Source organism: uncultured Capnocytophaga sp. (genome assembly GCF_963525585.1).
GTDB lineage: Bacteria > Bacteroidota > Bacteroidia > Flavobacteriales > Flavobacteriaceae > Capnocytophaga.
Genome location: NZ_CAURLX010000053.1, coordinates 1 through 12,534, shown reverse-complemented (window position 1 = coordinate 12,534; position 12,534 = coordinate 1). Strand labels below are relative to the sequence as shown.

Below are 12,534 nucleotides of genomic sequence, written 5' to 3'. Positions count from 1 at the left end.
TTTTAGTGTTAAAACTCAACGCAACGCAACGCAACTCAACGCAACGCAACTCAACGCAACGCAACGCAAGCCCTAACTGACTTTAGCCTGTATAAAAATTTTTGACAAAAGCAAGCCTGCTTACGAATTTTTTCGTGAGTAGGTTTGCTTTTTTTTATTGCTGAAACTTTAAATTTTATCATATGGGAAATATTTCCAACCTGAACAATGTGCATTTGGAAGATAGCCAAATCACAACGATTAATGAGGCGATGACAGCCTTAGAAAACGCCCTGCAAGTCCTACAAATAAACCTCACCGCAGAGGAACGCAATCGCTATGGCAGGGTAAATGAGCAAAATAAGCTCCTAGTTAACAAAGTTTATGACTATGCGACCCACAAACCCGATTTGCGTTCGCCTGATGTGAATTGGGACGAGTTTTTCCGCGATTACAAAAGCCGTAATTACTTGGAAAACCTCATTAGTCGCTTAGAAATCCTACGTACCAAAGCCATTAATGCCAAAACCCTACACGATTATGACAATTATCAGGATAGTTTGGAGGATTATTCCTATACTTCCTTTCGTGCAGGCTCCAAGAAAGTAGGTTTCGAGGACAAATATAAGGATATGAAGCAATTTTTTTCCAAAAAAACTAGAGAAAAAAAGGCTTCCAATGATAATAATGAGGAAAAGAAAGATGCTTAAGATGCTCCAGCACACCTTCGAGATGGTCTAAAGAACCTCTGAGGTATTCCAGACCACCTCGGACAACCTAAATATGACCTTCTTCGTTATCCGAAGGACGATGGAGGTCATAATTTGCACCACGGAGGTGGTCGAAAGGACAAAAAAGGTATTTCCGACCACCTCCTTAGGTTAAAAATATGACCAAAAAGGTCATCCGAAAGACGCTAGAGGTCATAATTATGACCTCCTGAGGTGTTCCAGACCACCTCCTTAGGTCATCCGGTTAAAAAGGCGAAACCCGAAAAGCCACAAATATTATTAAATTCTAGAAATATGGCACAATTTATACCAAGTCTTGATGATATAAGAAACCTTACTGTAAAACCAGAAGAAGGAGAGCTTTATCTATTAGAATTCCTTAATAAAGTATTAGATGATACTTTTGAAGTATATTTTAATCCTTATATGAATGGAGATAGACCCGATGTTATCATTATGAAAAAAAGGCAAGGTGTAATGATTATAGAAGTAAAAGACTGGAATTTAGACAGCTATGAATTAGATGAAAAAAAGAACTGGAAAGTAAAAAATCATAAAGATGAATTCACAATAAAATCTCCTATTTCACAAGTGCTTAAGTATAAAGAAAATCTATTTGATTTACATATTGAAAAATTATTAGAGCAAAAAATAAGGGATATTCGAAATTTTAAGATAGTTTCTTGTGCTGTATATTTTCATAATGCAAGCCAAAAGAAAATAGAAGATCTATTAGTAAATCCTTTCAACGATGACAGAAATTATCAGAAATTTTTAAAATACAATATAGACTTAATAGGAAGAGATTCATTAAATAATGATGATTTTATAAAGATATTAAAAAAAAGATATCTAATTTCCAATAATCTTTCTGCTTTTTTTACTGACGATATATATAAAAGTATAAAAAGATTCATCAGTCCTACTATCCATATGAAAGAAGAAGGAAAAGGTCTAAATTATAGTGAACAACAACTAAAAATAATTTATGATAGAAATAGAACTCAAATACGTGTAAGAGGAGTTGTTGGATCAGGTAAGACAACTGTACTCGCAGCTAGGGCAGTTGAATTATACAAAAAAACAAAAGGAGAAATACTTATTTTAACTTTTAATATAACACTTAGAAATTTTATTCGAGATAAAATAAATATCATTAGAGAAGAATTCCCTTGGAATAAGTTCATTATTCTTCATTACCATTCCTTTATAAAAGCTGAACTAAATAATATGAATATAGAACGTATAGAAGGAAGAGACTATTTTTCAGATGAAAGTATATATGAAATATTAGATAATAGAAATAAGATCAGAAAATATAGTGCTATTCTAATAGATGAAGTTCAGGATTATAAAAGAGTATGGTTAGATATTATTAAGAATCATTTTCTAATTGAAGGAGGAGATTATATGCTTTTTGGTGATGTTAAGCAGAATTTGTACAAAAACCCTACAGAAAATAAAGATGTTTCTGTAAATATCCGCGGTGTTAATGAACTTAAACGTTGCTTTCGTTCTGATTTTAAAATTAAAGATTTAGCGATTGAATATCAAAAAGAGTTTTATAAAGATATATATGAAATAGATGATTTTAATACTCCTAATCCTGATACTATACAATTTGAAAGAACTCAGAAAGGTTCTATAAATTATATTTTCCTTTCAGGTGAAGCAAATGCAAATAATAATTCTATAATATCTCTATATAATATTATACATGAAAACGCTATAAACAAAGGAGTAAATCCTAATGACATTACAATATTAAGTCAAACTATTCATTTTCTCAGAGATTTTGATGCTTTTTACAGATATCGTTCTAAAGAGAAGACAAATACAATGTTTGAAACTTGGGAGACTATATATAAATTAGGTTTCAATTTCTTGCCAAAAGATACTTATTGGTTACAAGAGGGATTAGATCTGGTTGGTTATTATAATAATAGAATAAAAGGTACAGATATTCTATGTATCCTTTTTGTTTTATATGATTTAAATATTCAATATCCAAATCTTTTCGGATCTATATTAGATATTTTTTGCAATAAAGAAAAAATAGCTAAGAATGAATTTATAAGCTTCATGAAAAGAGAAGAAATTATATATTTCAAAGAGAATTTTAGTCCTAAAAACATAGAACTCGAATTAGAAAAAATTAGGACTAATAAAAAATATAATTTTTGGTTTAATAGTGGTACAGTTAAATTATCTACTGTTCATAGTTTCAAAGGTTGGGAAAGTGAATTACTCTTTTTAATTATAGAACCTAAATACAGAGAATTGAATAAGTTTAATATGGCTTTTGATGAAATTTTATATACAGGTATTACTCGTAGTCGCTCTCAATTAGTCATTATTAACTATGGAAATACAGACTACCATGAAAGACTAAAGAACATTGTAGATAAAGTAAAATAATTAAAAATCATCGCATTATGAACCAAACAGCAAGAATAGAAGAATTTTTCAGTATGTTTAGAGGAGGAACAGAAACTCTTAAACAATACATCGTCTATCAAAAAAAGTTTACTGATGGAGAAGAAGCTATTATTGAGAAAAAAAAGAATAAAATAATAGAAGAAGAACTTGAGAATTATCAGAAAAATTATGAAAAAAACAAAGATAATCCTGAAACAATCAAGAGAATACAAGAATTACAAAATGAAATTGATCTACTAACAAAAGATAAAGAAGGAGAAGAAAAAATACTTGGTATACGTAAAGCACAAAGGCTATACAATGAATTAAGATGGCTACAAGGGGAAGCTGAATTTATGATTGAGGCAGGAACTAATTTTGAAGAAGATCCCGAAGAATTGAATATCTCGTCTTTTATGCTTATACAAAATAACTTTACTTTGGTATTGATATATTCCTTTTTTGAAAATCAACTAAAGAGACTTTGTAACATTTTAGGAAAAAAAGCCCCTATTCATTATTATGACCTAAAAGGAGATGCTACTGTACAGTGCGAAAAATTTCTTACTAAATTTTGTAAGGTAGAGAGCTTTATATTTGAACAAATACATTGGCAATTTTTAGATACTATAAGAGTACTCAGAAATCAAATTATCCACAATAATCCTGATTATTTCAGTGTATTGACAAAGAAAGTACTAAATAGTACAGATAAAGAGTATATACGCAGGAACTTAGAAGAGATTATCCAAACAGAAAACTTCCTCAGAACAGAAGATGATAATAATTATTGTATCCGTTTATCTGATACATTTCTTTTGAAGGTAATCAACTATATAGAAATTTTCTTTAGTGATTTAGAAAACTATGTTCAGAAAAAGCGATAGTATCTTATAAATATAAAGAATTAGCAAAAGTTTTAAGTTACTTAAGTATATTATATTTTATAAAAAGGCTATCCCAATAGGATAGCCTTTTTTGGTGTGGTTATATAGCTTTACATCTTTCTTTGAGCCATTCCTGCTGTTCTTTGCCTACAAGAGGGCTTATTTTTTCTTCTACCCAAGCGTTGTAATCATTAAGCCACTTGCGTTCTTCCTCAGTAAGGAGGGAAACCTCAATGGCTCTTGTATCCAATGGGCAAATAGTAAGCGTTTCCAAACGGAAAAATTCGCCAAACTCACTTTTTCCAGCTTTCTGTACAGTTACAATATTCTCTATACGGATACCATAACGCCCTTCGCAGTAGCAACCAGGCTCATTGGAGCATACCATATGCTCTAGCAAAGGAATATCTCGTAATTCCTTACGGATATTCTGAGGTCCTTCGTGTACGCATAAGTAACTACCTACTCCGTGCCCTGTACCGTGCCCAAAATCTCGCATATGCTTCCAGAGAATTGCTCTAGTAATGGAATCCAGCTGAACTCCGCGAGTTCCTATAGGGAAAGTAGTTGTACTAAGAGTAATCATAGCTTTCATTACCAGCGTATAATCTGTTTTGAACTCCTTAGAGAACTCTCCCAGCGGGATCACACGGGTAATATCGGTAGTTCCTTCGGTGTAGTGTGCTCCTGAGTCTATCAGGATAGTTCCTTTGTTGGATAAGGGTACAGGAGGATTATCCGTAGCGTGATAATGAACAATAGCTCCATTTCCTTCATATCCTATTATTTTAGCAAAACTATTCCCTAGAAATCCTTCTTGTTCTGCTCGGAACTTATCAAGGATTTGCCCTAAGGAGTATTCAGTAAGTTCTACTTTTCCTATATTTTTATCAAGCCAACAGAAGAAATTGGTAAGAGCCACACCGTCCTTAAGCATCGCAGTACGGAATCCCTCTAGTTCGGTTTCGTTCTTAACGGCTTTGATAAGCTGAATAGGGGAGGGCTCCATATATAATGTGTTTTTATCCTCAATAGCATTATATATGGACTGATTAGCATCGGGTGAAAGTAGGATTTTCTGATCCTTTAGCCCTGCGAGTTCTTCAAAAAAAGATTGATAATCTTTAAGTTCAATACCCTGTTCCTTAAGATACTCCCTTACAGAAGTATTGCATTGTGCTACATCGGCAAAAAGAGTTGCCTCATTAGGAGTAATACATAGGTAAGAGAGAAAAACAGGATTAAAATCTACATCATTCCCACGAAGATTAGTTGTCCAAGCCACTTCATCGAGAGCAGTTATAAGGTAGTGTGATATTCCTTTTTCTTTTATTTTGTTTTTAAGGTTGGTTATCTTATTTTTAGCTGATTCTCCGGCATATTTTTCAGAACGAACACGAATTTCTTTTCTATTTTCCTTAGGACGATCTTTCCATATTTTATCAATAAGAGGATTATCCACCAAGGAAATTTCTTTTTGCTTAAGAGTATGAGTCAGTAAGTTCCAAGTATTATGAGGAGTACAAAGAGCATTACACCCCACCTTAGCCCCCTTAGGAAGCTCAGAGAGTAACCATTCTTCACTGATAGGAGCTCCTGGAGTTCCTTCTATAAAGAAATCTATTCCTGTGCCAGTAAGTTCATTTTTAGCCTGTACTAGATAACGACCATCCGTCCAGAGAACAGCTTTGTCCTGCGTAATAAAAACATAGCCAGCAGAGCTATTAAAACCAGTAATCCACTTGCGTTCTTCCCAATATTCAGTGAAGTACTCACTCATATGAGGATCTGCATTGAAAACTACAAAAGCATCCAATCCATTAGCTTTCATCTCATTGCGTAACAATGATAATTTCTCTTTTGTTGTCATTATTTTTTATAATTTAAAAAAGTGATGTGATTCAATAAAAACTATCTAGAAATACTTCAGTGGCTCCTGCTCCATAAAGAGCATAATTAGCATCCTGATAAGTAATTCCCTTGTATCTGGAAAACAAAACTTCCAGCTCAGCACGTAGTATTCCTTCGCCTACTCCGTGAATAAATATAATCTGAGAGAATTTCCGCTCCATAGCTAGTTCCAATTGGAATTGAGCAACTTCTATTTGCCTGTTCAATATATCAAAATTAGTCATTCCGTGTGTGTTGGCTACCAATTTTTCTATATGTAAGTCTATTTCAAGAACAGGAGTTCTCTTTTTCTTTGCTCTTTTACCCGTAGATACATTTTTCTTTGTCTTTTTTTCTTCCTTCAGAGAAGAATTTGTAAATTTATGATATTCAATAGGAGTATTTTTATCCACTTTTACTACTTTTTTCTTAGGAAAAGTAATAATAATACCATTTTCCATTCTTATAGAGACCTCTTGTGGAGTAATTTTAGTAACCACTCCACTGATAAGCTCATCTATTACTTCTACATTATCACCTATTTGTAACATCATTTCTATTATTTACAAAGGAAAATTATTCTTCAGGTTCGAGTCCTAGTTCGCGTGCAGCTATTTCACGCATTTCTACCTTACGGATTTTTCCAGAGATAGTCATAGGAAATTCATCAACAAATTTCCAGTATTTAGGTACTTTATAATGAGCAATTCTATCCTTACAGAAGGCACGGATTTCTTCTTCAGTAATTGTAATTCCTTCCTTAGGTTTTATCCAAGCCATAATTTCTTCTCCATATTTTTCGCTAGGCACTCCAATAACTTGAGCATCCATAACACCCTTATAAGTGTATAGGAAATCTTCTATTTCCTTAGGAGAAATGTTTTCACCTCCACGAATAATTAGGTCTTTGATACGTCCTGATATATGAATATATCCCTCTTCATCCATCATAGCTAAGTCGCCTGTATGCATCCAGCGTTGTTCGTCTAATACTTGCTTAGTAGCGTCAGGGCTATTCCAATACTTAAGCATTACAGAATATCCACGTGTACAGAGTTCGCCACTCTCGCCACGCTTAAGTATTTCCTGAGTTTCTGGATTTATAATCTTGATTTCTAAGTGGTCGTGAATTGTTCCTACAGAATAAATTTGCTTCTCGAAAGGAACACCTATTTTTGTCTGAGTAGAAACAGGGGAGGTTTCGGTCATACCATAACAGATAGTAATCTCGTGCATATTCATTAGTTCCTTTACTTTTTTCATAATCTCAGGAGGGCATAAGGATCCTGCCATTACTCCAGTGCGTAAAGAAGAAAGATCATAGGACTTCTGTTCCATTTCTTGTAATTCCGCTATAAACATAGTAGGAACTCCATAGAGAGAAGTACAACGCTCTCTTTCCACCACTTGTAAGGTCTTTACAGGATCAAAGCTATCATTAGGTATCACCATAGTAGCTCCGTGTATTGTACAAGCCAGATTACCTATAACCATTCCAAAACAGTGATAAAAAGGTACAGGGATACATACTCTATCAGAGTGAGTATAGTTCATTCTTATACCTATGAAATAAGCATTGTTCAATATATTATGATGTGATAAGGTTACCCCTTTGGGATTACCTGTAGTGCCAGAGGTATATTGGATATTTACAGGATCATCAAACTGTACTTTTTCCTCACGCTTACGTAAGGTTTCATCAGAAATGCGTTCTCCTTCCTTGAGGAAACGCTCCCAACTCTCATCCCAGAAGATAGCCTTACGGATAGTATCAGTGAATTCCCTTGCATCATCCATCATTTTTTTATAATTGCTACTCTTAAATTGAAGAGCTGCAAACATAACGGATAATCCCGATTGGTTAATTACATAAATAAGCTCACTGGTACGATAAGCGGGATTGATATTCACCATTATAGCACCTATTTTTGCAGTAGCATATTGTAAAAGAGTCCATTGGTAACAGTTAGGCGACCATATCCCTACACGGTCACCACGCTTTACACCCAAGGCGATAAGTCCTTTCGCTACCTGCACAACTTGGTTGTAGAACTCTTTATAGGTAGCTCTATAGTTCTGGTGAGCACAAATAAGAGCTTCTTGGTCTGGATATTTCTCAACTGTTTTTCTTAAATTTTCATCAATCGTTTCTCCTAATAAAGGTATAGAAGAAGCTCCGTGAACATAAGCATACATTGTATTCATAATATTAGGATTTTTTTCTCATACGCATATTCAAAAACTCTATTCCCAAAGAGAATGCTATCGCAAAGTATAAGTACCCCTTAGGAATAGCTCCGACTTCCTGCCCAAGAACAACAGAATGTGACAAATGCATACTTTCTGTGATGAGCATAAAACCTATAAGAATAAGGAAAGAAAGCGCCAAAATCTGAATTGAAGGGTTATTATTTACGAAATTACCTACAGGAACTGCAAAAAGCATCATAATTCCCACCGAAAGAATAACTGCTATTATCATAATTAATAGAGCTCCATTGAGTCCGTTAGTCATTCCAACGGCTGTAAGAATACTATCCAAGGAAAAGATAATATCAATCATAAGTATCTGAGCTATTGTAGCTGTAAAGGAAGTTTTTACTGATTTTCCAGCTTCGTTAGAATCCGTAATATGCTCTATATGATTTACTTTTGAGTGAATCTCTCTTGTAGATTTGTACAAAAGGAATATTCCTCCTACGAGTAGAATTAAAGCCTGACCATTAAAATCAGCTTTACACCATCCATAATCAAAACTCAAGAAAGGATCTTTTAGCTGTACCAGCCAAGAGATACAGAATAATAATGCAATACGAATAAACATAGCTAAGAATAATCCTACACGTGTTGCTTTTTTTCTTTGTTGCTCAGGAAGTTTTCCCGTTACTATAGAAATAAATATTACATTGTCTATTCCTAAAACAATTTCTAGAAAGGTAAGTGTGAGCAATGCCACGATTGCATCTACAGTGAACAAATGTTCTATCATAATTTAATAATTTACAAATGTGAAATTCTAATTTTATATGAAAAAGCAAATATACTAAAAATTTTCAAATATATCAAAGGTTTTGTCTTTGTAGAAAAAAACTATTTTTTGAATCTCTTTTTCCTCTAATACCTCTTGTTTTACATAAGATTTTTCTTCTAATGACGGTGGAAAAATGATTTCATTAGGAATAGATTCTTTTGGATTTTGAACTTCTTCCTTAGGGAAAGTTCCCTTACCGTAAAGTAACCAATACAAATCAATTTCAGGATATTTATTTACTATTTTCAAAACAAAATCAAGGCTAGGCTTGTTCCTTTCTGATAATAAATGTGAAATACTAGATCGCAATACGCCTAACTGATCTGCCAAAGCAGAAGCTGTTAGGCTATAATAGTTCATAATCTTCTGTATACGAGCGATAAATTCTTGTTGATCAAACATAATAAATTCTATTTTTATAAATCACAAAAGTAACAAATAAATATCACAAAAACAAATTAAATAATTTTGAAATTACTTTACAAATGTAAATTATAGAAACAATATATTTGTCTAATAAAATAAAATATATGAGCTATAATTACATAAAAGATGATCGCATAACAGGGAAATATGTTTCCTATAATCATTTAAATAATATTCTTCTAGATTATAATAAATGGTTATCTAAAACTGGATATTCAGAAAATAACCTACCTATTCCTTTATATCAGATAGGAAAAGGAGATGTACGTATACTTTTGTGGTCGCAAATGCATGGCAATGAAAGCACTACTACAAGAGCTCTCATTGATATTTTTAAAATATTTTCAGAACAAGATTATTTGTTTTACAATTGTGAATTATATATAATTCCAATGCTTAATCCTGATGGAGCCAATTTGTATACTCGCGAGAATTTTAATCACATAGATCTCAATAGAGATGCTATTAATCTTTCCCAAAAAGAAAGTTTATTTTTAAGGAGTGTTTTTGAAGATGTAAAACCTGATTTTTGCTTTAATTTGCATGATCAACGGACAATTTTTGGAGTAGGGGAGAAGCCTGCCACAGTGTCTTTTCTAGCTCCTGCTGCTGATGAATCAAGAAGATTAACAGAACCTAGAACAAAAGCTATGAAGCTAATTGTAGAATTAAATAACTATTTACAAGAGTTAATACCAAATCAAGTAGGACGGTTTGATGATAGCTTTAATGCCAATTGTACAGGAGATCAATTTACTTTATTAGGAGTTCCAACAATTCTTATTGAATCAGGATTTTTTCCTAATGATTATCAACGTGAAGAGACTCGTAAATATGTAGCCTTGTCTATTCTAAAAGCATTAGAGCTTATTAATAACAATACATTTGAGAAAAATACTGTTAAAGAATATTTTAAAATACCCGAAAATCATAAAAATTTCCGTGATTTTTGTTTTATTGATGATATTTCTGGAGAGAAATTTTATTTTCAACTAGAAGAACAGCTTATAGGAGATAGAATAATTTTTACTCCTAAAATAGTTGAAGGCACTCAGCAGAATTATTATGCTCACAATACTTATTCTCTTTCAGATATTTATCCTAAAAAATTTAGCCAAAGAGAAGTAATTATTGACTATATATTAGAATATCTTACAAAAGAAGTACAAAAATATAATTCTTATTAGTTTTTTTATTTTTATTAGAAAAAAAGTTATATCTTTGCTCCCAAAATAAAACTAAATGGCAAGATTTAAATTAGATGAGATAGATCATAAAATTCTTGATATGCTTATTGAGAATACACGAATGCCTTTTACAGATATAGCAAAAGCTCTTGATATATCTGCTGGAACTGTTCATATTCGAGTAAGAAAAATGGAAGAATCAGGAATTATCAAAAGTTCAACCCTTACAGTTGATTATGAAAAAATAGGTTACACTTTCGTGGCTTATGTAGGAATTTTTCTAGAGAAAAATCATCAAACTCAATTTGTAATAGAACGCCTTACGGAAATCCCTTACATTACTCAAGCTAGTATTATCAGTGGTAAGTATAATATTCTTTGTAAAATAAGAGCTAAGGATACCAAGCATGCTAAGGAAATTATCTTTCAAATAGATGATATAGAAGGTGTTTATAGAACTGAGAGTATGATTTCTATGGAAGAGAGTATTAGTGATAAAAAACGCTTATTACACACTGTATTTAAAGAATTATAAAATTAATTAATATGAATATTTTATATTTTTTACCATTGTACAATCATACCAATGGAACTATGATGATTCTACTTTTTGCTTTAGTTTGTCTTATGCTTACCTATGCAGTGGCTTCTATCATTAATAAGAATCAAAAAAGAAAAATCGGTAAGTAAATTACCGATTTTTTTTATAACTCAAATACCTGTTTTATAAAGTGAAGGCTCTCCTCAGGGGTGCTACTTTCCTTTAGATGATTAATAAACTTAGTAGTGATTTTTTGAATAATTCTATCACTAATCATACTGGCTTGTGCTTCATTAAAGTCAGTTATTTTCTTGCGTTGGAAGTCTATTTCTCCCTCTTTGAGTGCCTCTAAGGATTGCTTGAGAGCTTGTATAGCAGGGGCAAAACGGCGGTTTTGTAACCATTGGTCAAACTCTGTTTTGATTTCCTCTATAATTTGCTGCGCTTGAGGAATAAAAGCCTTTCTGCGCTCCAGTGTATCATCAGTCATCTGGGAGAGATAATCCATATGAATGAGGGTTACCTTACTAAGTTCTTCTACATCAGATGCAACATTCTTAGGAATGGATAGGTCGAGGATAAGCATTTCTTTGTCTGAAGGTAGCATTTCCTTGGTAATAGTGGGAGTTTTGCTACCTGTAGCCACTACCAAAACATCTGTTTGAGTAAGTTCTTCTCCAAGAAGAGCAAAATCTTTTACCAAAACATTGAACCTTCCTGCAACCTCTTGGGCCTTTTCTTTGGTGCGATTAATTAGAGTAATATGCTCATTTTGTGTGTGCTTGATAAGGTTTTCACAAGTATTGCGCCCAATCTTTCCTGTGCCAAAAAGGAGAATATTTTTCTGAGAAATATTGTCTACATTTTGCAAGATATATTGTACTGAAGCAAAAGATACAGATGTAGCGCCCGAGGAGAGTTCTGTTTCGTTCTTGATACGCTTGCTGGCTTGAATGACACTATTAAGCAAGCGCTCCATAAAGGCATTGATTAGGTTGTATTTTTTAGCTAAAGAGAAAGACTTTTTCAGTTGGCTAATCACTTCAAAATCGCCTAAAATTTGGCTATCTAATCCTGTTCCTACATTAAAAAGGTGATTAATAGCTTCTTTATTTTTGTAGATGTATCCTACTTTTTCAAAGTCTTCAAGCGTAGCTTTTGAATGAGTACATAATTTTTGAATCAGTTGGAAAGGGTGCTGAGCAAAACCATAAAGCTCTGTACGATTACAAGTAGAGAGAATAGCCAAACCTTCCATACCTTCTTCCTGTGCCTGGATAAGAATGCGTTCCTGATGCTCTATATCTAAGCTAAAAAGCCCTCGCATATCAGCATCTGCTTTTTTATAACTAATCCCTATTATATAAAAATGAGTTTCTTTTAGAGTTATATTTTGAGTCATTAGATATATCCATAAAAACGAATGCAAAAATAAGGTTATATT

Annotated in this window: 12 protein-coding genes; 6 read left to right on the top strand and 6 right to left on the bottom strand. The window is 32.8% G+C overall.

Annotated features, from left to right (window positions below; all coding sequences use genetic code 11):
• Positions 1 to 182 precede the first annotated feature (182 nt).
• The 3 genes from RYK20_RS09920 (at position 183) to RYK20_RS09910 (ending at position 4,015) form a co-directional block, all read left to right on the top strand.
• Positions 183 to 689, top strand: a complete 507-nt coding sequence (locus tag RYK20_RS09920) for a hypothetical protein (protein WP_297980212.1) — start codon at positions 183 to 185, stop codon at positions 687 to 689.
• 315 nt (positions 690 to 1,004) lie between these two features.
• A complete protein-coding gene (locus tag RYK20_RS09915; RefSeq protein ID WP_314895297.1) occupies positions 1,005 to 3,128 on the top strand; it encodes an NERD domain-containing protein in 2,124 nt (707 codons plus the stop codon).
• Positions 3,129 to 3,145: 17 nt separating this feature from the next.
• Positions 3,146 to 4,015: a hypothetical protein gene (locus tag RYK20_RS09910; RefSeq protein WP_314895296.1), complete on the top strand. Its 870-nt coding sequence runs from the start codon at positions 3,146 to 3,148 to the stop codon at positions 4,013 to 4,015.
• Between the two features lie 100 nt (positions 4,016 to 4,115).
• Here RYK20_RS09910 and RYK20_RS09905 read toward each other — a convergent pair whose 3' ends face one another.
• Genes RYK20_RS09905 through RYK20_RS09885 form a run of 5 tightly spaced genes read right to left on the bottom strand, consistent with a single transcriptional unit; the run spans position 4,116 to position 9,338 of the window.
• A complete protein-coding gene (locus tag RYK20_RS09905; protein WP_314895295.1) occupies positions 4,116 to 5,885 on the bottom strand; it encodes an aminopeptidase P family protein in 1,770 nt (589 codons plus the stop codon).
• Positions 5,886 to 5,916: 31 nt separating this feature from the next.
• Positions 5,917 to 6,459, bottom strand: a complete 543-nt coding sequence (locus RYK20_RS09900) for a DNA mismatch repair protein MutS (protein ID WP_314895294.1) — start codon at positions 6,457 to 6,459, stop codon at positions 5,917 to 5,919.
• A gap of 22 nt (positions 6,460 to 6,481) precedes the next feature.
• Positions 6,482 to 8,110: an AMP-binding protein gene (locus tag RYK20_RS09895; RefSeq protein ID WP_314895293.1), complete on the bottom strand. Its 1,629-nt coding sequence runs from the start codon at positions 8,108 to 8,110 to the stop codon at positions 6,482 to 6,484.
• A gap of 4 nt (positions 8,111 to 8,114) precedes the next feature.
• Positions 8,115 to 8,891 carry a TerC family protein gene (locus RYK20_RS09890; protein ID WP_297980245.1) on the bottom strand — a complete coding sequence of 259 codons (777 nt, stop codon included), beginning with the start codon at positions 8,889 to 8,891 and terminating at the stop codon, positions 8,115 to 8,117.
• A gap of 57 nt (positions 8,892 to 8,948) precedes the next feature.
• The gene (locus tag RYK20_RS09885; RefSeq protein ID WP_314895292.1) at positions 8,949 to 9,338 is read right to left on the bottom strand and encodes a helix-turn-helix transcriptional regulator; all 390 of its coding nucleotides are present in this window, start codon (positions 9,336 to 9,338) and stop codon (positions 8,949 to 8,951) included.
• A 128-nt stretch (positions 9,339 to 9,466) separates the two neighbouring features.
• Between RYK20_RS09885 and RYK20_RS09880 the strand changes: the two genes are divergently transcribed.
• Genes RYK20_RS09880 through RYK20_RS09870 form a run of 3 tightly spaced genes read left to right on the top strand, consistent with a single transcriptional unit; the run spans position 9,467 to position 11,239 of the window.
• Complete coding sequence (locus RYK20_RS09880; protein WP_314895291.1) at positions 9,467 to 10,549, top strand: M14 family zinc carboxypeptidase; 1,083 nt, start codon at positions 9,467 to 9,469, stop codon at positions 10,547 to 10,549.
• A 55-nt stretch (positions 10,550 to 10,604) separates the two neighbouring features.
• On the top strand, positions 10,605 to 11,084 hold the full coding sequence (locus RYK20_RS09875; RefSeq protein ID WP_297980239.1) for an Lrp/AsnC family transcriptional regulator: 480 nt from the start codon (positions 10,605 to 10,607) through the stop codon (positions 11,082 to 11,084).
• Positions 11,085 to 11,095: 11 nt separating this feature from the next.
• Positions 11,096 to 11,239 carry a hypothetical protein gene (locus tag RYK20_RS09870; RefSeq protein ID WP_311457448.1) on the top strand — a complete coding sequence of 48 codons (144 nt, stop codon included), beginning with the start codon at positions 11,096 to 11,098 and terminating at the stop codon, positions 11,237 to 11,239.
• Between the two features lie 14 nt (positions 11,240 to 11,253).
• Here the strand turns inward: RYK20_RS09870 and hemA are convergent, their stop codons facing one another.
• Positions 11,254 to 12,492 carry a glutamyl-tRNA reductase gene (gene hemA, locus RYK20_RS09865; protein WP_314895299.1) on the bottom strand — a complete coding sequence of 413 codons (1,239 nt, stop codon included), beginning with the start codon at positions 12,490 to 12,492 and terminating at the stop codon, positions 11,254 to 11,256.
• Between the last annotated feature and the right edge of the window lie 42 nt (positions 12,493 to 12,534).

Bases quoted from the DNA above. Each gene is read 5' to 3' on its own strand.
- RYK20_RS09920 (WP_297980212.1), top strand. From the start codon at position 183: ATGGGAAATATTTCCAACCTGAACAATGTGCATTTGGAAGATAGCCAA.
- RYK20_RS09915 (WP_314895297.1), top strand. From the start codon at position 1,005: ATGGCACAATTTATACCAAGTCTTGATGATATAAGAAACCTTACTGTA.
- RYK20_RS09910 (WP_314895296.1), top strand. From the start codon at position 3,146: ATGAACCAAACAGCAAGAATAGAAGAATTTTTCAGTATGTTTAGAGGA.
- RYK20_RS09905 (WP_314895295.1), bottom strand. From the start codon at position 5,885: ATGACAACAAAAGAGAAATTATCATTGTTACGCAATGAGATGAAAGCT.
- RYK20_RS09900 (WP_314895294.1), bottom strand. From the start codon at position 6,459: ATGATGTTACAAATAGGTGATAATGTAGAAGTAATAGATGAGCTTATC.
- RYK20_RS09895 (WP_314895293.1), bottom strand. From the start codon at position 8,110: ATGAATACAATGTATGCTTATGTTCACGGAGCTTCTTCTATACCTTTA.
- RYK20_RS09885 (WP_314895292.1), bottom strand. From the start codon at position 9,338: ATGTTTGATCAACAAGAATTTATCGCTCGTATACAGAAGATTATGAAC.
- RYK20_RS09880 (WP_314895291.1), top strand. From the start codon at position 9,467: ATGAGCTATAATTACATAAAAGATGATCGCATAACAGGGAAATATGTT.
- RYK20_RS09875 (WP_297980239.1), top strand. From the start codon at position 10,605: ATGGCAAGATTTAAATTAGATGAGATAGATCATAAAATTCTTGATATG.
- RYK20_RS09870 (WP_311457448.1), top strand. From the start codon at position 11,096: ATGAATATTTTATATTTTTTACCATTGTACAATCATACCAATGGAACT.
- hemA (WP_314895299.1), bottom strand. From the start codon at position 12,492: ATGACTCAAAATATAACTCTAAAAGAAACTCATTTTTATATAATAGGG.